This window comes from Bradyrhizobium sp. CCBAU 11434, assembly GCF_028128895.1.
In the GTDB taxonomy this organism is placed as follows: Bacteria; Pseudomonadota; Alphaproteobacteria; order Rhizobiales; family Xanthobacteraceae; genus Bradyrhizobium; species Bradyrhizobium zhengyangense.
The window spans coordinates 51,362-71,536 of sequence record NZ_LBJX01000083.1 but is presented as its reverse complement, the minus strand read 5'-3'; the positions used below and the strand labels follow the sequence as shown (position 1 = coordinate 71,536).

Annotated in this window: 19 protein-coding genes; 8 read left to right on the top strand and 11 right to left on the bottom strand. The window is 60.5% G+C overall.

Annotated features, from left to right (window positions below):
• Nucleotide 1: 1 nt before the first annotated feature.
• Both XI06_RS18705 and XI06_RS18700 read right to left on the bottom strand, forming a co-directional pair.
• Nucleotides 2–373, bottom strand: coding sequence for a hypothetical protein (locus XI06_RS18705; protein WP_237864261.1), 372 nt, complete (start codon nucleotides 371–373; stop codon nucleotides 2–4).
• 85 nt (nucleotides 374–458) lie between these two features.
• Nucleotides 459–674 carry a hypothetical protein gene (locus XI06_RS18700; RefSeq protein WP_237870766.1) on the bottom strand — a complete coding sequence of 72 codons (216 nt, stop codon included), beginning with the start codon at nucleotides 672–674 and terminating at the stop codon, nucleotides 459–461.
• Nucleotides 675–958: 284 nt separating this feature from the next.
• On the opposite strand from XI06_RS18700, the gene XI06_RS18695 reads away from it, so the two are divergent.
• The 4 genes from XI06_RS18695 (at nucleotide 959) to XI06_RS18680 (ending at nucleotide 5,309) form a co-directional block, all read left to right on the top strand.
• Complete coding sequence (locus XI06_RS18695; RefSeq protein WP_237864259.1) at nucleotides 959–1,765, top strand: Crp/Fnr family transcriptional regulator; 807 nt, start codon at nucleotides 959–961, stop codon at nucleotides 1,763–1,765.
• A 67-nt stretch (nucleotides 1,766–1,832) separates the two neighbouring features.
• Entirely contained in the window at nucleotides 1,833–1,991 is a 159-nt protein-coding gene (locus XI06_RS18690; protein WP_237864258.1) for a hypothetical protein, read from the top strand.
• Entirely contained in the window at nucleotides 1,988–2,911 is a 924-nt protein-coding gene (locus XI06_RS18685; RefSeq protein ID WP_271606110.1) for a cytochrome c oxidase assembly protein, read from the top strand. Before XI06_RS18690 ends, XI06_RS18685 begins: the two co-directional genes overlap by 4 nt.
• Before the next feature lie 61 nt (nucleotides 2,912–2,972).
• Nucleotides 2,973–5,309: an alpha,alpha-trehalose-phosphate synthase (UDP-forming) gene (locus XI06_RS18680; RefSeq protein ID WP_271606109.1), complete on the top strand. Its 2,337-nt coding sequence runs from the start codon at nucleotides 2,973–2,975 to the stop codon at nucleotides 5,307–5,309.
• Between the two features lie 67 nt (nucleotides 5,310–5,376).
• On the opposite strand, the gene XI06_RS18675 is transcribed toward XI06_RS18680, so the two are convergent.
• The 8 genes from XI06_RS18675 to XI06_RS18640 form a co-directional block, all read right to left on the bottom strand.
• Nucleotides 5,377–7,188 (bottom strand): chloride channel protein, encoded by a 1,812-nt coding sequence (locus XI06_RS18675; protein ID WP_271606108.1) that lies wholly within the window; start codon nucleotides 7,186–7,188, stop codon nucleotides 5,377–5,379.
• A gap of 142 nt (nucleotides 7,189–7,330) precedes the next feature.
• Nucleotides 7,331–8,527 carry an FAD-binding domain gene (locus XI06_RS18670; protein ID WP_271606107.1) on the bottom strand — a complete coding sequence of 399 codons (1,197 nt, stop codon included), beginning with the start codon at nucleotides 8,525–8,527 and terminating at the stop codon, nucleotides 7,331–7,333.
• A gap of 515 nt (nucleotides 8,528–9,042) precedes the next feature.
• Nucleotides 9,043–9,711 (bottom strand): LysE family translocator, encoded by a 669-nt coding sequence (locus tag XI06_RS18665; protein ID WP_271606106.1) that lies wholly within the window; start codon nucleotides 9,709–9,711, stop codon nucleotides 9,043–9,045.
• A gap of 74 nt (nucleotides 9,712–9,785) precedes the next feature.
• Nucleotides 9,786–10,736 (bottom strand): ABC transporter ATP-binding protein, encoded by a 951-nt coding sequence (locus tag XI06_RS18660; RefSeq protein ID WP_271606105.1) that lies wholly within the window; start codon nucleotides 10,734–10,736, stop codon nucleotides 9,786–9,788.
• Nucleotides 10,733–11,707 (bottom strand): ABC transporter ATP-binding protein, encoded by a 975-nt coding sequence (locus XI06_RS18655; RefSeq protein ID WP_442869460.1) that lies wholly within the window; start codon nucleotides 11,705–11,707, stop codon nucleotides 10,733–10,735. The genes XI06_RS18660 and XI06_RS18655 overlap by 4 nt, the downstream gene beginning before the upstream one ends.
• A gap of 3 nt (nucleotides 11,708–11,710) precedes the next feature.
• Nucleotides 11,711–12,571 (bottom strand): ABC transporter permease, encoded by an 861-nt coding sequence (locus XI06_RS18650; protein ID WP_237864250.1) that lies wholly within the window; start codon nucleotides 12,569–12,571, stop codon nucleotides 11,711–11,713.
• The gene (locus XI06_RS18645) at nucleotides 12,568–13,512 is read right to left on the bottom strand and encodes an ABC transporter permease (RefSeq protein ID WP_237864249.1); all 945 of its coding nucleotides are present in this window, start codon (nucleotides 13,510–13,512) and stop codon (nucleotides 12,568–12,570) included. Before XI06_RS18645 ends, XI06_RS18650 begins: the two co-directional genes overlap by 4 nt.
• Nucleotides 13,513–13,579: 67 nt before the next feature.
• Nucleotides 13,580–15,121 carry an ABC transporter substrate-binding protein gene (locus XI06_RS18640; RefSeq protein WP_237864248.1) on the bottom strand — a complete coding sequence of 514 codons (1,542 nt, stop codon included), beginning with the start codon at nucleotides 15,119–15,121 and terminating at the stop codon, nucleotides 13,580–13,582.
• A 242-nt stretch (nucleotides 15,122–15,363) separates the two neighbouring features.
• On the opposite strand from XI06_RS18640, the gene XI06_RS18635 reads away from it, so the two are divergent.
• Nucleotides 15,364–16,320 (top strand): MurR/RpiR family transcriptional regulator, encoded by a 957-nt coding sequence (locus tag XI06_RS18635; RefSeq protein WP_271606103.1) that lies wholly within the window; start codon nucleotides 15,364–15,366, stop codon nucleotides 16,318–16,320.
• Nucleotides 16,321–16,483: 163 nt separating this feature from the next.
• On the opposite strand, the gene XI06_RS18630 is transcribed toward XI06_RS18635, so the two are convergent.
• Nucleotides 16,484–17,449 carry an SGNH/GDSL hydrolase family protein gene (locus XI06_RS18630; RefSeq protein WP_271606102.1) on the bottom strand — a complete coding sequence of 322 codons (966 nt, stop codon included), beginning with the start codon at nucleotides 17,447–17,449 and terminating at the stop codon, nucleotides 16,484–16,486.
• Nucleotides 17,450–17,741: 292 nt separating this feature from the next.
• On the opposite strand from XI06_RS18630, the gene XI06_RS18625 reads away from it, so the two are divergent.
• The 3 genes from XI06_RS18625 to XI06_RS18615 are packed head-to-tail and all read left to right on the top strand — an operon-like array spanning nucleotide 17,742 to nucleotide 20,162.
• On the top strand, nucleotides 17,742–18,161 hold the full coding sequence (locus tag XI06_RS18625; protein ID WP_237870772.1) for an SxtJ family membrane protein: 420 nt from the start codon (nucleotides 17,742–17,744) through the stop codon (nucleotides 18,159–18,161).
• Between the two features lie 9 nt (nucleotides 18,162–18,170).
• Nucleotides 18,171–18,320, top strand: a complete 150-nt coding sequence (locus XI06_RS18620; protein ID WP_237864243.1) for a DUF5989 family protein — start codon at nucleotides 18,171–18,173, stop codon at nucleotides 18,318–18,320.
• A gap of 9 nt (nucleotides 18,321–18,329) precedes the next feature.
• Nucleotides 18,330–20,162 carry a carbamoyltransferase family protein gene (locus XI06_RS18615; protein WP_271606101.1) on the top strand — a complete coding sequence of 611 codons (1,833 nt, stop codon included), beginning with the start codon at nucleotides 18,330–18,332 and terminating at the stop codon, nucleotides 20,160–20,162.
• Nucleotides 20,163–20,175: the final 13 nt, after the last annotated feature.

The following is a 20,175-nucleotide window of genomic DNA, read 5'->3' as shown; positions in this document are numbered from 1 at the left end:
CCTAATCCTTCCGGAACTTGAACGCATCCGAGAATGACCGGATATGGCGGGGTTTTGCATGGATCAGATTCGTAATGGGAATTAGGTAGTGCGCATAGGCCTCTGCAAGAGCCTCGACGGCGGCGTCTCGATCCGAACGCCGGGCATAGCGATATCGCCCGCCATCTCGCACGAGAAACCCATCATCGGCGAGCCCGGCCAAGGCCACTGCCATATCGGAGGTGGGCGCATAGAGCCGCTTGGCCACGGAAGCAGCGTCCCATTGTTCGCTTGAACGCGCGTGCAGGAACAGAAGCGCTTCGAGTTGAGCCACGGAATCGATGTGTCTCACGATCAAATCCAGAACCTCTTCTGGTATTGGTGCTTTGGACATTCAGCGACCTCGGGCGAGCATCAGCTCGACCGCATATCAAGAATTCAAGATTGGATTGAGCGGAAGCGATCGAGTTCGCGCACTTTCAACCCGCATACCTCCTGGATGACTCAACCAGGCTCAGGCGCGATCGGCTTTTCAATCGTCTCACCGCAAGGGAAACCGATGGATCACACAGAATGAACTGGAGCATCGCAATCAGGTCTTCCTGATTTTTTCTGGAAGTCGCCTGATCGTACACGGTCAGAAGTCGCTGGGCTTCCTCGATTGCGGCGATCACGGATTCATTGTCTGACATCATGCACCTGCGCTTCGGACGTTCGACTATGACACGAAGCGGATTTTCTCCCATTAGCTAGATCGTCGCCAGAGAAGGTACGGTAGCGTACATAGGCAGCCGACCACGCGCTGTCGCGGGACGTTTGAAGGGCGGATCATACCTAAGTTGAAGGTACGGCTCCCGCTCACCGGAATAGATGTCGACGTGCGGCAAGATGCTACTGAGACCTGTTCCACAGCGTCTTGTGCAGGTGTTCAACCCGCCATACGCTTCCCCGGCCAGAGTTGCGCAGTGTACAGAAAGCGATGACGCCCAAGGTTAGAAACGGTCTGTTGCGCCTGATCCCGGATGACGAGCTCTCGCGCGTTATGGACGTCTGCGAGCAGGTTAGACTCGCGCCACGTCAGGTTCTTCATCACTACATGCTGCCGATGGAGCACGTGTACTTTGTCGAAAGCGGGTTGGTGTCGGTGGCCGCGAAAGTGGGCCGCGAGAAATTCGTTGAGGTCTGGCTGATCGGATCCGAAGGACTGGTCGGCGCTCCGGTGATTCTTGCGGCCAGAGGAGTGCCGCTGCACAGAAGAACAGTCCAGTTGACAGGCGATGCCTGGCGGATCAGGACCGCGGAATTTTGCGAACTATTGGAATCCCTTCCGCACTTGCGCTCAGTCGTTGAGAGATATCTGGCCGTCGTATTGGCCCAGACCTCCCAATCGGGTGCCTGCAACTCTTATCATAGTCTAAAGCAGCGATTGGCGCGCTGGTTGCTGATTGCCCAAAATGCCACGGGCGAAGACGAGGTTTCGCTCACGCATGGAGTTCTGGCGGAATTGCTCGGCGTCCGGCGCGCTAGCGTTACGGAATGTCTGGAGGTCCTGCAAAGGGATGGAACGGTAGTGACCAGACGCGGTTCCGTGAAGATACAGGATGCCGCCGAGTTATCGAAGCTCTCTTGTGATTGCTTCAGGCTGATCGAACGCGAATACCGCCGTCATCTGTTACCCGCGCTTGATACGGGCTCTCGCCAGCGGTCGCCTGTTTCGCTGCTGGCTCCGGTCGGCACGGGCGAGCCGGCACTGGTGGGCCGAGAGCCGAAACGTCCTTCCGGGTAGGGTTCCCACACGGCTTCAGGTTAAGGATCCAACGGGCCTTCGCGTGTTTCATGCCTGACGTCCGTGAATGGCGCCGGCGATCATCCGTCTCGCCAAGCCAATTGCGCTTCGAAAGCGCTTCCAAGATCACGGCCTTGTCAAGCAGCATTGGAGCTTCTTTGGTCTCCTGCCCGGCGCGCTTGGTGTACTGCGCAAAGGCTTGAGCGGCCACCTGAGAGAAAAATGAACGTGCGCTATCGAAATCTGAATGTTCTCGTGCCCTGCTTTGTCGGCCTCGCCATCATGTGCGGACTGGTAGCCTATTCGCCCGAACTCTACCGTGCATTCTGTGGCGCAACGGGATATGGCGGAACGACACAAAGAGCCTATGCCGATCCAACCACCACGTCGCAGCGAACCGTGACGATCGACTTTGACAGCAATGTCGCGCCCGGGCTGCCGTGGCGCTTTGAACCGGAACAGCGCTCGGTTACCGTTCATCTCGGCGAGCAGAAGCTGGTATTCTTCAGTGCCGAGAATCTCAGTGACAAGGCGACTGTCGGGCATGCGACATTCAACGTCACGCCGCCGACGAGCGGGATCTACTTCAACAAGATTCAGTGCTTCTGCTTCAATGAAGAGCGTCTCGATCCGCACCAGAAGGTGGACATGCCCGTCGTCTTCTATGTCGATCCGGCATTCGCCAAGGACTCCGACATGGACCACGTCGATGCCATCACGCTCAGTTACACGTTTGGCCGTTCGGCGAGTCCGACCGACGCAAAGAATTTGTCGCGTTTTCTCGCCAATGCTGCTCCGGATGCCGTTCACGGTCTAGAACTCTTTAACCAGCGTTGCAGTGCTTGCCATGGGCTGGACCAGAACATGACCGGTCCCATGCTGGGGGGTGTGGTCGGTCGCCCGGCTGGCTCCGCTGCTGGCTTCAACTACTCGCCAGCCTTGAGGAGCGCCCATCTCACCTGGTCTACCGACAAGCTCGACGAGTGGCTGGCCGGTCCGCAGAAGTTGGTGCCTGGAGCAAGAATGCCGGTTCGGGTGCTCGATGCTCTGTCTCGACACGATATCATTGCCTACCTGCGGGAGGTCGGCGAGAAGCACAGCGATCAGGCACATCCGCAAGCGCATGCATCGGGACCGGAATACTAGCGGGTCTCGAAACATTCCACGCGACACGGCAGTGGGTTGCAGGAGATCGATGGAGCACCGAATGGACCGTAGCGAAGGTAAATTCGAGCGGCGCGGCCGCGACTGGATTCGGCGCGTGGCTCAACGGCCGCTCCGCGATCCGCTCGCTCGCTACACGCTGCTCGGTCTCCTCGCTGCCGGCGTCGTGATTGCGGCGTTGACCTTGCTGGCCGCCGTCATGGTCGAGGACTGGTCCCAGCGTGATATCGACCTGCGTTCGCGCCTCGTATTCCGATCGATCCGAGACCAGGTCGCTACGGCGATGACGGCAAAGCCGGACACTGATCTTGCTCAGGTGTTCGAGCGGATTACCGAGGATGAACGGATACTGGCCCTCGGCTTCTGCTCCGCGCAGGGCCAGCTGCGATACGCGACCAAGGAGTTTCCGAAGTCCGTCACTTGCGACAGCCTGAAGCGAGCCAGGTCCAACGCCTTCGCTGCGATCGCGGATTCCGGCCGCCACATCCACATCAGTTCCTTTCCGATCACCGTCGCAGAGTCGACGGGCCATTTGCTGGTGCTGCACGATCTGGCTTATATAGAGACGCGTACGAACGAGGCTCGCCTTTACACGCTGCTTGCTCTGGTCGGCGTGACATCAGGCCTGGGGCTGCTCGCCACAGCCATCGTGCTCGCACTTATGCGAGCCTGGACCCGTTCGATTCGGGGCGCTCTCACCGAGGTGCGACACGGGGCCGCCGACGAAGCTCTGGTGCATAGCCCCTTTCCGATCAGCCGTGAGGTCCACGCGGCTCTCTCGGAGCTAAGAATGGAGCGTCGTTTCGCGAATGGCATTCACGTCGAATGGTCGCCGAAGACCCTGCATCGCCTGTTGCTCGAGGAACTGCCGGATGCCCAAGTCCTCGTCGTGTCCAATCGCGAGCCCTACATTCACAACCGCTCCGCCGGCGAGATCACGTTGCAGATTCCGGCGAGCGGCCTGGTGGCTGCCCTCGAGCCGGTGATGCGAGCTTGTGGCGGAACATGGATTGCGCACGGCTCGGGCTCCGCCGACCGCGACACGGTCGATGCCGCCGACAGATTGCGCGTGCCTCCCGGCGAGCCGACATACCTGCTGCGGCGGGTATGGCTCTCGGAGAAGGAGCAGAGCGGCTACTACTACGGGCTGGCCAACGAAGGGCTATGGCCGCTTTGTCACATCGCATTTGTACGCCCGACCTTTCGGGAGGAGGATTGGGTTCAGTACCGGAAGGTGAACGAGCAGTTCGCCGACGTAATCGTCGAGGAGGCGACCTGCGACGATCCGATCGTTCTGGTCCAGGATTATCATTTCGCCCTGCTGCCCCGGATGATCCGCGATCGGCTGCCAAAGGCAACGGTCATCGCTTTCTGGCACATCCCCTGGCCCAACGCCGAAACGTTCGGGATTTGTCCTTGGCGACGCGAAATCATCGACGGGCTACTGGGGAGCACCATCCTTGGCTTTCATACACAGTTCCATTGCAACAATTTTCTCGAAGCGGCTGATCGTTTCATGGAAAGTCGCATCGATCGGGAACATGCCTCTGTCACTTTCCGTGGGCAGGAGACGCTGATCAGGCCCTATCCGATCTCAATCGAATGGCCGCCGGCGGCGCTCGTCGACCAGGCACCTGTTCGGGAGTGTCGCGACGCGGTCCGAAGGCGCTTCTCGCTGCCTGCTGATGCCCGCATCGCTGTCGGCATAGAGCGGTTCGACTATACCAAGGGTATTCTTGATCGCATTCGCGCGATCGACGATCTGCTAAGGTGCCATCCCGAGTGGATCGGGCGGCTCGTCTTCATTCAGGCAGCGGCCCCCACTCGCAGTAAGCTCGCTACCTATAGCTCTCTGCAGGGTGAGGCCGAACGATTGGTCGCGGACGTGAACGCGCGACACGGCAAGGGAGATTTTCAGCCGATTCGTCTTGTCGTGCGACATCACGAGCCTGACGAGGTTCTCGAACTTTTTAGAGCCTCGGATATGTGCATTGTTTCCAGCTTGCATGACGGCATGAATCTGGTTGCCAAGGAATTTGTGGCCGCGCGCGACGACGAGCATGGCGTGCTGATCCTTTCGAGCTTCGCCGGAGCCTCACGCGAACTGTCGGAGGCGTTGATTGTCAATCCATATGACACGCACGGAATGGCTGAGGCGTTCGTCCGGGCGTTGCAGATGCCGCCCGCGGAGCAACGCGACCGCATGCGGCTGATGCGCGATCTCGTGCGCGAGCGGAACGTCTATCGGTGGGCGGCGCAGATGCTGCTCGATGCAGCTCGCCTTCGTCGGCGTCAGCGGATCGTCTGGTCCAACGCGCCCCATGCCGGTCGGGCCGGCTCGCAAGCCATGCTGCCCGCGAGCCAGCGCAGGACGGCCTGACTGAATGGCCATCGCCTGTTGAGGGTGAGCAAACCGCAGTCGCCAGTGCTTCGGATACCCGCGCGGATCAGTTCTCGAAGCTGTCGATGACTGCGTCAGCGATCGCACGCTTGGTGACGATGCCGACTATGTCGTTCACGCGTGGGCGGGAGCTGCCTTGGAAAACGATTGCGGCACCGGCGCGGTGGCGCTTGAGTCTCGCAAGCACCAGGCTCAGGAGGTCCTGATCGCGACAAATGACGATCCGCCGTTCGGCAAATCTTTCGACGAAAAGGTCAGAGTTGATTTGAGATTCCATCCACAGACCCGAACGCGGCGGAATTAGCCCTACGATCCGGCCGTCCCGCTCGACGACGATCGCTCGTGCGTCATTAGTATCTTCCGCAGGCAACGCTTGTTTCAGCGTGGTGCCTGCCCTGGCCACGATAAAGCGCTGCTCCATGATGTCTTGGGCCTGCCTAACCAGATATAGATTGATATGTCGCTCCTTGGGGATACGGTGGCCGCGATGGCGCAGCTTGATCGTGTAGATCGTCTCATTGATGAGCGCGCGCCTTACGCCTGCAGCCAGCGCCACCGCAACGATCACCGGCACAATGACCGCGTAGTCACGGGTCATTTCGAACACCATGACGATGGCCGTCATCACGCCGCCCGTTCCCGCGCCGACCATGGCCGCCATTCCAGCAATAGCGGCCGAGGAAGGCGTCAGTCCGGAATGAGGCAAAATAGAACTGGTCGCGGCCGCAAAGGCGGCACCCAAAGTGGCGCCAAGATAGAGCGAAGGAGAGAAGATCCCACCCGAGGCCCCACAGCCGAGGCTGACGGTCGTGGCAACCAGCTTCAGCGCAAAGAGCAGCGCAAGAAGACCCGCCGCAGCCATCTTGTGGTCCAGGATATCCTGAATGACCGAATAGCCGACCCCATCAATGTAGGAATGTCCGAACGCGCGACTAAGTCCCACCATCATCAGGCCGATCACCGCCATGCCCACGATGTTCTGGACGTATTCGTTTGCCGACAGCTTCGGAAACCCATCCTCCATGAAAACGAGCAGTCGGATAAACAACCAGGCTGCGACGCCGCACAGCAGTCCAAGCAGGACGAACGCAATCGCCTCCTGCGGATTGAACGACGCAACCAAGGGAAACTGAATGTCAGGCACCGCAAAGGCAGGATCTGGGCCGATCAGAATTCGCCCGATCGTCGTCGCAGCGCCAGTCGCCACGACGACGGGAAGGAAGGTGCGGTTCGACACTTCCGGTAGGAGAATTTCGAGAGCAAACAGCACGCCGCCAAGCGGCGTGTTGAACGTCGCGGCAATACCCGCGCCGGCGCCGGCGGACAGTAGCGTTATCTTCTGCCGCGTGGAGAGTCCGATGAATTGAGAGAAGGCCGAGCCCAGCGCCGACCCGATCTGGATGATCGGCCCCTCGCGCCCGACAGCGGCGCCGCTGCCTATCGATATTGCGGAAGCCAGAGCCTTGATCAGCGCCACCGTGCCGCGGATGTTGCCTCGCTTGTAGAAGATCGCGTCCATCACCTCGGGGACGCCGTGCCCCTTTGCCTCGGGAGCAAAGCGCCTCACGAGAAAAACGACAATCAGGCCCCCGACGATCGGCGAAAACAGAATGAAGTCGCCAAAGCGGCTGGGACCCTCGCTGATATTAGCATCGTAAACGAAACTGATTCTGCCATTGTAAGAGACGTTGTGCACGAAGCCGATCAGGGCGCGGAACGCAACCGCGCCTAGCCCAGTCATCACCCCGATAACCAACGCGAGGCCACAAAGAACGAGCAGGCTCACTCGCCGTTCCTCTGGCAACGATTTGCGGCTGTCGGCTGCGATGGCTTTGATATTGTCGGGAGTCAGCACCACGGGTACTCGGGTCACAATGGTTGGATCGAGATCAAAATAGCGAGATACAGACCCACCTGCCAGAAAGCCTTCCGGAGGCTCTCGGCGAGCGGACGGTTGACGGCGACCCCGGACGGCCTCTGACCGAGAGTCCGGAAAACCACTAGGCAATCGCCCGTTTATCAAGTGATGGCCAATTGTACTCCGGAAATTGCATCGAATCTGCAATATCCCGGCCTACGGCGAGCCTGGCCAGGCCGGGAAATGCAAAGGCCTTGACCACCAGGTTGCGGAACAGCAGCCCGAGTTGTGTCTTCGGCGCAAAGGCACCGGCAAAGCGCTCGGCCCCGCGCTGCTTCCCATTGATGTAGCGTCGCAGCAATGCCTCGTATCTGCTGAATGCAAGTCGATATTGCCCGGCCGCAGCGCCGAGTTCGCCGGCAAGCACGTAGGCCGAAATCATCGCGAGCGCCGAGCCTTGTCCGGCCAGCAGCGAGACGCAGAAGGCGGCGTCGCCCACCAGCGCGGTGCGGCCGCAAGACCAGCTTTGCATCCGGATCTGACTGACGCTGTCGAAATAGAGTGACTGCGTTTGCTCAAGCTCGCCGAGAACCTTGCGACATTCCCAGCCATCATGACGGTAGAGATCTCGGAGTAGCGCTTTCTGAGCATCAATCGTGATAGGTAGTTCCTCCTGTCTTGCAACGAAAACAAACAGGAACAGCGTGCGATCGTCGCGTAGCGTGAAACGACCGAGCATCCGGCCCGGTCGTCCGTACATCATATAAATGTCCTCGTCGCGAGGGCGATAGCCACGCGCCTCAAACGCCGCGACGGCATAGCCCAGGTGCTTTTCGAACCTGGATTGCGGCCCGAAGGCGAGCTTGCGCGTACGCGAATGCAGGCCGTCGGCTCCAATCACCAGATCGAACCGTCGTTCGCGTTCGCGCTCGAATTGGACTCGAACACAATCCGGCTGCTCTTCCATGGAGACGATCGTGTCACCAAATATGGTCTCGACCTGCCCCTGCGATTTGTCAAAAAGCAAGCGGGAGAGGTCGCTTCGTTGGAGTGTCACGTAGCGCCCGGCCGTCAATTCCGAGAATATCTCTGTGCCGAATCCGGCAACCGGCTGCCCCGTGCCATTTACGATGCGCATTGCCCGCGCATGATAGCCGACGCGATTTATATCGCCGAGCAGATCCATCCGCTCCGCGAGATCATAGCCGAGTCCCCAAAAGTCGATAACATAACCACCATGCCGCAAGGCGGGGGCCTGCTCAACGATCGTCGGCTCGAAGTCCGCCGCCTTCAACCAATATGCAAGGGTAGGGCCCGCAATGCCCGCGCCGGAAATCAAGACAGTTCTCATGAGGCGGAACCAACGTCGCTGACCGATGTGCCCATTGCAAGTTAGTAACGCATGAATGGTTTCGGCGCGATTGCCAGGCACAGCGTTTATGGGATGCAAGTGGAATTGTCGGTACGATATCGTACGCAACGTCGCGGACCTTCGCGTGGCTAACGGCCACTCTTCTCGGCTCTTCATTGTTTGGCCGAGCTGGATTTGCCTTCACGACCAGAGAGCTGCGGCCCAATCCGCCGAAAAGAGGCGTAGCTGAAATGGTGGGTTTGGGTGCGTCGAAATTGAAAATGCCTGATCTTTCAACGGGATTGACTGACACTCTCTCCGACTTTTGCGCGATTTCGCACGCGATCTCCCGAGATTTCTACGCCTGCATCGCGTCCAGCGCTTCGCCTTCGGCGCGAGCGCTTACAGCCGTAGGGCTCTTCGGTTCGAAAGACCCGGCGCAACAAAGGCGGTCGCTGTCGGGACGGACCGGACATCGATGAGACTACGCTTCCAAGGACCCCCTACCGCTGCTCGGTGGCGATGCGCAGACCCAAAGCAATCAGGACCATTCCGGTCACGCCCTCCACAAGGCGCCGCACGGTGGGGCGTTGAAGTGCGCCCCGTACCTTGTGAATTGCTGCGGCATAAAATGCGAGCCAGAGGAAGGTCATGACTGCAAAAACAATTCCAAGAGCGAGAAGTGTCGCAAAGGTCGAGCCGCCCATCGGTGCAAATTGGGGAAGCAGGCTGGTGAAGAAAACGGCCATCTTGGGATTGCTGAGATCGCTGATGAGTCCCTGCCTGAAGGCGATCCAAGGGCTTACGCGGCTATGCGAGTGGTTTTCGACCGCGATTCCCGAACCTTGTTCCGGCGGCCAAAGGGCTTCGTACAACGCGTAGATGCCCAGATAGATAAGATAAGCGGCCCCCAAATACTTGATCGTGAGAAACAGTGGCGCCGAGGCCACCAGGAGAGCAGCAAGGCCGACGCTGGTCGCCAGGGCCCAGACCGTCTGTCCAACTGCTATGCCAGCCGCCGTGCAAATCCCGCCAGTCCGCCCGGCCAATAGAGTGCTGCGGATCGTCGTGGCCGTATCGGGCCCCGGCGTGACGATGACGATGATCGACGTCCCGATGAATGCAAGAAAAGATAGCATGCTCCGCTGCTCCTCCACATTGCCGGCGATCATAATACACACTGCCGAGGTTTTTGGTCCGGCTCGGCGTACCCAATGAGGATCATGAGGGTAGATGGGCTCGCCAGCTATACGTTGTGGCAGGCGAGCGCTCGATCACCCACGGACCGAAGTTCGGGAACCTCGACCAGGCAGCGTTGGCTGGCCAGCGGACAACGTGGCGCGTAGGCGCAGCCGCTTGGCCGCTTGAACAGGCTTGGCGGTTCACCTGTTTCGATCGCACCGAGAATTCGCTTGGATGGGTCCGGCTTCGGAATCGCCGCCACCAGCGATCGCGTATAGGGATGGCGCGGATCATCCAGAACTGTCCGCGTTGCGGCCTGCTCCACGATCCGGCCCATATACATCACGGCAACACGATTGCTGATTTGTCCGATGACGCCGAGGTCGTGGGAGATGAACAGCATCGACAATCCAAGCTGCTCCCGCAGGTCCATCATCAGGTTGAGCACCTGAGCCTGCACTGATACGTCGAGGGCCGAGACCGGCTCGTCGGCAATCACGATGGACGGTGAGGGAAGAATTGTTCGTGCGATGCCGGCCCGTTGCCGCTGTCCGCCGCTCAGTTCGTACGGATAGCGAGCGGCAAAAGATGGATCCAGGCCGACCGCCGTCAGTGCGGCGGCGATCGCGGCGCTGCGCTCGGCGCGACTGGTGAAGAAGCCATTGATATCGCCAGCCTCCGCGACCGAGTCTCCGATCGCGCGCCGCGGATTGAGCGATGCATAGGGATCCTGGAAAACCATCCTGATGTTCAGGCGCATGTCGCGAAGGCCGGCGCCCGTCATGTCCCTTCCCTTGAAGCTGATCGTGCCGCTGTCGGGCCGGACCAGCCCCACGATGGACCGGCCCACCGTGGTCTTGCCACAGCCCGACTCGCCGACGATCCCGAGCACTTCGCCCTCTGCCAGCGACAGCGACACGCCATCCACCGCCCGCACCTGATATTTTCGGCCGGATCGCCTGACCTTGAAGGAGACCTTCAGGTCCCGAATGTCGAGGACAGCGTTTCCGTTCATCGCGGTCCCCCATCGTCCAAGGGGAAAGTGCAGAGCACCTCGTGTCCTCGCGAGACTTCCGCGCGCGGTGGGGCTGCCGTGCGGCACGGCTCGCGCACCGCCGCGCATCGTGAGGCAAAGACGCAACCGGCACGGACTGTGCCGGGCGCCGGCGGCTGGCCCGCTATGGTTGGCAGGCGGCGCGCGCCGGAATTCCGCGACGGCATGCAGTCCATCAGCCCGCGTGTGTAATGGTGGCCCGGCCTGCCGAACAACGCCTCGACGCCCGCGGTCTCCACGATCCGGCCCGCATACATGACCGAAACGCGATCTGCCAGCTGCGCGATCACCCCCATGTCGTGGGTGATGAACAACATCGCCATGTCCAAGCGGTTGCAGAGCTCGCGCAGCAGACCGAGGACCTGCACCTGGATGGTGACATCCAGTGCCGTGGTCGGCTCATCGGCAATCAGAACTTGAGGCCTGCAGGCCAGCGCGATCGCGATCATGATCCGCTGGCGCTGGCCGCCGGACAGTTGATGCGGATACGCGGACAGCTGCATTGCAGGATCCGGCATGCGCACAAGTTCGAGCAGCTCGCGGGCTCGGGCCATAGCCGGCGGGCCGGAAACGCGATCATGCACGCGCACGGCTTCGGCGATCTGATCGCCGATCCGGCGAACCGGGTTAAGCGAAGTCATCGGCTCCTGAAAGATCATGGCCATACGGCCGTGGCCTGCTTCGACGCGCTGCCAGGGCTGCAGCTGTGTCACGTCGCAGCCCTCCAACAGGACTCGGCCGGCCCGGATCCGCGGGCCTGGCTGCGGCAGCAATCCCATCACCGCAAGCGAGGTCATGCTCTTGCCGCAGCCGGACTCGCCGACGAGGCCAAGGATTTCACCCTTGGCAAGTTCGAAGGACACACCGGCGACGATGTCAACCGGTGCAGTCGCCGGCCCCAATGACACGGTAAGATCTTGAACGGACAGCACGATCTAGCCCTTCTCGCCAAAGAGCTGGCGGAATCGGGGATCGAGACGATCGCGCAGTGCATCGCCGACCAGGTTGAGCGAAAATGCGGTCGCCACGATCATCATGCCCGGAAAGAACAGCAGCCATGGCGCGCGGGTGATGAAGGTGTGCGATTCCGCCAGCATGTTGCCCCAGCTCGGAATCTCCGGCGGAGCGCCGAGGCCGAGGAAATCCAGCGATGCCGCGCCAAGTTGCGCGAACGCGAAGACGAAGCTGGCCTGCACAAGAAGCGGTGAGACCAGGTTCGGCAAAATATGCTTGCCGACGAGCCAAGCCGTTCCGGCGCCCATGCTGCGGGACGCCTCGACATAGGTCTCCGTGCGCAAGCGCAGCGTCAGGCCGTAAACGATCCGCGTCGTCGTCGTCATGTAGCCGAGTCCGATCGCCAGAATGGCGTTCACCACGCTCGGACCGAGGATCACGATCAGCCCAAGTGCGAGCAGCAGGCTCGGGAACGCCATGAGCACATCGACCATGCGCATCAGCACATGACCGAGCCGGGGGAACAAGGCGGATAGCACGCCGATCGGTACGCCTGTCCCAAGTGCGAACGCGACCACGCCCGAACCGATCAGGAGCGCCATGCGCGCTGACTGGATGGCGCGTGACAAGGTGTCCCGGCCAAACTGGTCGGTACCGAACCAATGAAGCGCGTTTGGAGGCGTCAGACGGATCGACGGATCGATGGCGAAGGGATCGTAAGGTGCGAGCCAGGGCGCGAAAATCGCGGCGAGCAAGGTCCCCAGAAGGATGCCGAGCCCCATCAGTGCGATCGGCCGCGCGATGAACGGCTTCAGCCAAAACATTGCGTCGTCACGGCTCATTGGAGTTCGACCCTGGGGTCGAGCAGGCGATAACTCAGATCGACGATCAGGTTGATCAGGAGATATACGACCACGATGACCAGAATGACGCCCTGGATCACCGGATAGTCTCGGCGGAGGATCGACTGAACGACGAGGCGGCCGATACCCGGCAATGCAAACACGGTTTCGGTCACCACGGCTTCGGACAGCAGCGCGGCGAACGTGAAGCCGAATGCCGAGACCACCGCCAGGAGCGCGTTGCGCAGAATATGCCGGCTCACGACCTGCCAGGGCCGGATACCCTTTGCACGCGCTGTGCGCACGTAATCCTCGCGGGAGACGTCGAGCATGCTGGCGCGTGTCAGCCGCAGAATCAACGCGGCATTCGGCGCAGCAAGCGCCAGGCTCGGGAGGACGAGGTAGCGGAGATTGACGATGCCGCCTTCGAAGATCGATGGGTAGCCCGAACTCGGAAACCAACCCAGCCACGCGGCAAAGATCAGGATCAAATAAAGCCCGACCCAGAACGTCGGAATCGATGCCATCAGCATGGCCGCGCCTGATAGTCCCTGGTCGAGCCAGGTGCCGTGCCGAACCGCCGCGATCATGCCGATCGGCACGCCGATGAGCGTAACCCAGATCATCGTCATGGTGGCGAGCAAGGCGCTGGTCTCAGCACCATCGGCAATGACCGACAACACCGGTGCCTGGAAAAAGATCGACCGTCCGAGGTTGCCCTCGGTCACGTGGCCGATCCAGGTCAGATATTGCAGGATGATCGGTTGATCGAGACCGAGCTGGTGTCGCAGGGCGTCGATCTGATCGGGGGTCGCGGTGTCTCCGAGCAGAACATAGATGGGATCGCCCGGAACGATATGGATGAAGGCAAAGATAATGACGGACGCCGCCAGAAGCGTCACCGTCGTCGTCGCCGCGCGCTTGAGTGAGTAAGACCACATGCGATTGCGCGGCTGATCAGCGGCGACGATGCGCGCGGGACATTTCGGGTGGTCTCATCGCCCGTCCTTATTTCGTGGACACATTCCAGAACGCGGGACCATTCGGGTTCAGTCCCTTCAGCTTGGGAGAAGCGATGTCATAGGTGTAGGCATCCCCCACTTTCATCACCGGAACCTGGTCGTAGATCAGCGACTGGATCTTGTCCCATGTCGCCTTTCGTGCGACCGGATCGGTCGATTTGATCAACTCGGCTCGAAGCGAGCTGATCTCGGGGCTGTCCCACCATCCCGGGTAGCTCGCATTAAGGAACGTGAGGAGCAGTGGATCGGGCGAGAAGGAATGGTGGGTGACAAAGATGTCCCACTGTTCCGGCTGGCCTCGCATCTTCAGAAGCGTCGCCCAATCGACGACCATCATCTGAACATTGATCCCGGCGTCGGCCAGTTGGCGCGTGAAGACAGCGGCTTCATCATAGTGCGCCTGATAGTTTGTCGAGACCAGGAGGCGGATCGGAGTCCCCGTATAATCAGCCTCCTTGGCGAGCTCCTTGGCCTTCTTCGGATCGTGGGGGCTGTAGCTGGACACACCTTCCGCCGAGTACCAGGGCGTACCCTTGGGAAAGATCGATCCCTCGGCGTTCCACAGCTCCTTCGAGCCGAAGGCGACGCGCAGGGCCTGCGACTTGTCCAGCGCGGTCTGGATGGCACGGCGGAGCTTGTAATTGTCCTTCAGGATTCCCTGCTTCGAGTTCATGAAGAAAAGGCCGAAGATCGGCGCGTTCGTGCGCTGCACCTGAACCGATGGGTCCTTGCTCAGGGATTCGTACAGATCGCCAGAGATCATTTCCGCATAGTCGTAGTCCCCGGCCTGAACGCCGCTGACGCGGGTGCCGACGTCAGGCACCGGAATGAACCGGATCTTGTCGAAGATGGCGGTGCGGGCGCCGGCGAAGCCGTCGCCCTTCTCCTTTACCGGTTTGTAGCCATCGAATTTCTCCACCTCGACATAGCGGTTCGGCCGCCACTCGACGAACTTGTAAGGACCGGTTCCGATATAGTCCTTCTGCTCGATCGGCTTGTTGCCTGCGTTGGCTGCGATCTCTTCCGGATAGATCGCAAGGCCACCATTCACATCCGCGATGAGCGTTTTCCAGGCGCCGTTGGGCGCCGATAGTTTTAGCGTGACCTCATATTTTCCAGTTGCCTCGACCGATGTGGCTGCGGCCATCAGGAGCTTGCCGCGCGCGCCGACATTGCCCCACCGCGTCATCGAAGCGACCACATCCTTGGCGGTCATCTCCTTGCCGTTGTGGAAGGGGACACCCTCGCGGAGCTTGATGACGATGGTCTTGCCACCGTCTTCCTCGCGTTCACTCTCGGCCAGCAGCGGGCGTGGCGTATAGGTCGAGTCCAGCGCATACAGCGTTTCGAAGATGTGGCGGCCGATAACCGATGCGACGTCGGCTGTCGTCAGCATGACGTCGAGTGGCGGCGGTTCGCCGATGGTGGCTTCGCGAAGCAGGGTGGCTGCGCTGGCCTGCGCATTCAGAAACAATGCGGTGGCGATTCCAACGGCGCCACGCATCAAGGCACTGAGATCGCATCTCATGATCGCCCCTCCCATCTTGTTTCGGCCGCCTGCCTTGACGGCAGGGGATATGCCCTTCCGGTTTAGACCCCGGCGGAACGTTATCGTTTGTTTGAAAGTTACATGCAGATTATGCTAAGTTTCAAGCGCAAAATTGCAATAGATTGCCCATCTGCCGATACGTGGTCCAGCCAAGGCTGAAGGTTTCTTACGGCGATCTTCGGGCCAGGGCGCAGGTTAATCCGACCTGAGGAAGGGCGCGCATGCCGCGTGCGAAGCGAATTCAAACGGCGAAAGCCGCTGCGACAGCAGTCTCGACACCATCGCGCCGCGACGCTTTCGTGGCCGGCGACATCGTCTCTGTTATCAGACAAAGTGCTCCGAGCCTCAGTCCTTCGGAGCAACGCGTTGCCATGGCGCTGCTGGCCGACGTCGAGTTTTCCATTCACGCGAGCAATGCCGAGCTGGCGCGCCGCGCGCGTGTCAGCGAACCGACAGTGACCAGGTTTAGCCGTTCCGTCGGCTGTCGCGGCGTCCGTGACCTCAAGGTGAGGCTGGCTCAAGCCATGGCGGTTGGACGGATCTACCTTGAACTGCCCCCACATGTCGGCACGGATCTGGCGCGCCCCGCGCTCTGGCGGTCGGTGTTCCAGGAAATTCGTCGCGCAATTGCCGCCGCCGAGGAGGGATTACGGAGAGAGGACATCGAGAGGGCTGCCGAAGCCATCTCCCGCTGTTCGAAACTTGCAGCGTTCGGCGTGGGCGGCGGCTCGACCCTTGCGGCGATGGAGGTTCAAAATCGCTTCTTTCGTCTTGGGATCGCCGTCTCGCACACCTCCGACCCGATCCTGATGCGCATGGTCGCCGCGACCTTTGGCCGGGGTGATGTCGTGGTCGCCATCTCGACCACCGGCATGGCGAAGGAGGTGATCGAGGCAGCTGGGATCGCCAAGCAATACGGTGCGCTGGTTGTCGCGATTACCAAGCCGCAAAGCAGGCTGGCCTCGATCGCCGATATTGCGCTCGGCGTGCACGTGCCCGAAGCGCCCGATGCGCTCAAGCCGACCGCGTCGCGCTATGCCTTTCTCGCTGCCATCGATCTGCTCGCCGCTTCGACGGCCTATTGCAAGCCGCTCGAAGGCCAGACACGGATGCGTCGGATTAAGTACGAGTTGCTGAAGGGGACGGACGGGAATTCAAATGGCCCGCTCGGCGACTGAATCGCGCTGCCGGGCACGCGGCGAGAAATCGCAAATATACGGAGGATGAATGTGAGTATGATGCATGACAACGGTGAGCTTTGATCCAGGAACAGTCGAAACCGTTCCATCGATCAACGGATGTTGACGGACGCTCTCTGCGACGCCTTCATGAAGCCCAGCGTCAGTTTCGCTCCCCCGCCGTCCGACTGGACTGAGAGACCTGTTCGTTCAGAAATGTCTCCAGGATGCGGCTGACAAACTGGTTGCCTTCAGGAGTAAAATGCGCCCCGTGCTCCGCGCCGTAGGCAGCTGCTCCATCCAGGGTCACGAATGGAATTCGACGCTGCTGCAAAGAAGAGATGAGCTGGTCGTCCTTGTGCTGCAGGGCGACGAGCAGCCGGCTGCTGTTGCCAGTGACGAAATCGTCGATCGCGCCCACCAGTCTGTCGGTGGGATCGGGGACGAAGATCTGCGGCGCGTGGACCTCGACATAAGTGAAAGAGGCGAGACGCGCCAGCCACGCATGGCGCGGCAGCCATTCATCGCGGATCATCAGCTTTAGCGATTTCGGGACCGGCTGCCCCCTGGCAATCAGCGACCCGTCAGCCGTCATCTCGAAATAGGGCTTGCGGTAGCCGCCGTATCTGACATTGGTTCCGTTGTCCAAGCGATCGTTGTCGGTGCAAAACAGCAGTACGACGACGGCGGGCTTGATTGTAGGCCAGAGTCGCTTCAGCCAGAGCAGCTCTTGATCCGTCCCGTATCCGGAGACGCCCGCATTGAGGATCGAGAAGCGCGGGAGCCGCTCCCTCAGCAGATCGGTGAAGCGTTCATTGGCCTCGGCATCAACACCCCACACGAACGAGTCGCCGAGAAACAGGATGGTTGGCCTGCCATTCGGTAGGAACTCGATGTCGCGCAGTCCGAGGCTGTTGTGTTTGGCGTGGATCGTTCGCGCGGTCGTGACGACGGCTTCGGAATAGGGGACCGGGATCCAGCCGAGTTCGGCATCGTAGTCATAGGACAGTGAGCGCTCGCTCGCATCCTGGCGCAGCACCCGAAAGTCGGCAAGCCGTAGCGCGGCTTCCACGGCGAGTAGCGACAAGAGGATGGTGACGAGCGTCGACCCAAGCGATTTGAGATTCAAGGCGGCTCCGTCGCGTGAAAATATGCCCTGGAATATTGATCACATTGACGACAATTTGCACCCGTCATGAATCGGCGCTTTGCGCTCGCGGCGCCACGTCTTCTTTTAGCGATGCTCGTCGCCGGAGGTCAAAGCCCGGCGCTCTTCGCAGTGCTTATTGTGGTGCAACAAAAACGAGCACCAGATTGAATCCGCCACTCCCTTGCCTTGAGTTTTGACGCCTCGAACGGATAAGCTGGCAGCGTCTGATGCCAGGCGAAGGTGCTTTGGCCAGACGGGGCGTGGGGGGCTGATGCAGTTTCTGGAACCGTCCGATGACGAAATCGTCGCCGGACCAAGCAATCGCAATTTCGGATTCACGATGGCGTCAGTGTTTGCGCTGATTGGTCTTGTCGGTCTCTATAAGCATTCGTCTCATGCGCCGCTCTGGCTTGGCGCCGCGGTCGCCTTCGCTGGTCTGACGCTCTGGCGGCCGCAAACGCTAGGATTAGCCAACCGGGCCTGGCTGAAGCTCGGCCTCTTGATGTATCGCGTCGTCAATCCGGTCATCATGGCGATCCTGTTCTTCGGCGTCATCCTGCCGATCGGATGGATCATGCGATTGTCCGGCACGGATTTTCTTCGGCTCGGGCGGGATCGTGCATCACCGACCTATTGGCTTCCCCGTTCCGACCCAAGAGACATATCCGAATCGATGCGCCAGCAATTTTAGGCACAGCACATGTCATTCCTGCAGGAGTTATTCGCGTTCATTCGAGCCCGCCGCAAATTTTGGCTCATTCCGATTTTGGCAGTAATGCTGGTTCTGGGCGGGCTGTTGATCGTCACCAAGGGATCGGCGCTGGCGCCGTTCATCTATACGCTTTTCTGAGTGGTCGCGATGCGCATCCTGGGGATCTCGGCCTTCTACCATGACAGTGCCGCGGCGCTTGTGATCGATGGCAAGATCGTCGCGGCGGCGCAAGAAGAACGCTTCACGCGCAGGAAGCACGATCCCGGCTTTCCCGGCTCCGCGATTCGTTATTGCCTTGAGGAAGCCGGCATTGGCGCGAGCGCGCTCGATCATGTCGTGTTCTACGAAAAGCCATTTCTCAAGTTCGAGCGCCTGCTCGAGACCTATCTTGCCTTTGCGCCGCGTGGCTTTCGGTCGTTCCGGACGGCCATTCCGGTCTGGCTCAAGGAAAAGCTGTTCCAGAAGAGCGTTCTCCGTAATCATCTGCGTGCGATTGATGACGCCGTCGATTGGGAGGCAAGGCTTCTGTTTGCCGATCATCATCAAAGCCACGCGGCCTCGGCCTTTTTCGCCTCTCCGTTCACGGAATCCGCGATCCTCACGCTCGATGGTGTCGGCGAGTGGACGACGACGTCGGCTGGCTTTGGCCGTGACAACACGCTCGATTTGCGGCGCGAGATCAACTTCCCGCATTCGATCGGGCTGCTCTATTCAGCTTTCACCTATTACACCGGCTTCAAGGTCAATTCCGGTGAGTACAAGGTGATGGGGCTCGCCCCCTATGGCGAGCCGAAATATGCGAAGCTGATCCTCGAGCATCTCGTCGATCTCAAGGACGACGGCAGCTTCAGGCTCGATCTCGGCTATTTCGATTATTGCACCGGTCTCACCATGACCAATAGCCGTTTCGACGACCTGTTCGGCGACAGGCCGCGCGATCCATCGGAGCTATTGGAGCAGCGTCACATGGATCTGGCGGCGTCTGTCCAGCATGTGACCGAGGAGATCGTGCTGCGTCTCACCCGCAGCCTGGCGCGCGAGGGTCTATCGAAAAATCTCTGTCTCGCCGGTGGCGTCGCGCTGAATTGCGTCGCCAACGGCAAGATCCTGCGTGACGGGCAATTCGAGAAGATCTGGATCCAGCCGGCTGCAGGCGATGCAGGAGGCGCGGTTGGCGCCGCGCTGGCGGCGTACCATCAATTCGCAGGCAAACCCCGCATCCCCGCCACGGGCGATGCCATGGCGGGGAGCTATCTTGGGCCCGCCTTCGCGCCATCGGAGATCGAAAGCCGGCTGCGAGCAGCCGGCGCCGTGTTCACAGAGCTCGACGATGACACCATCATTCGCGATACCGTCGCGGCGCTGATCGCGGAGAAGGCGGTCGGATGGTTCCAGGGGCGAATGGAGTTCGGTCCACGCGCGTTGGGCGCGCGCTCCATTCTCGGCGACCCTCGGTCCCCCACCATGCAGAGCTCGCTCAATCTGCGCGTCAAGTTTCGCGAAAGCTTCCGTCCGTTTGCGCCTGCGGTGCTCCGTGAGGATGTCGGCGACTGGTTCGAGCTCGATGAGGATAGTCCTTATATGCTGCTCGTCGCTGATGTTCTGAGGACGCGGCGGTTACCCGCCGACCCGCGCCACGAGACGCTGTTCGGTATCGAGCGCCTCAATATCGCTCGATCGGAAATCCCCGCCGTGACCCACGTCGACTATTCGGCGCGCGTCCAGACCGTGCATGCCGATACCAACCAGCGATTTCATGACCTGCTCACGGCCTTCAAGGCCGCGACGGGGTGTCCGGTGCTGGTCAACACCAGCTTCAACGTGCGCGGCGAGCCGATCGTGTGCACGCCGGAAGATGCCTTCCGCTGCTTCATGGGCAGCGATATCGAGGTCCTGGTGGTCGGCAATTGCTTCCTGAAGAAGGAAGACCAGTCGCCGACGCTGAAGCTCGACTACAAGAACCGCTTCGAGCTCGACTGATGGTCAGGGATGA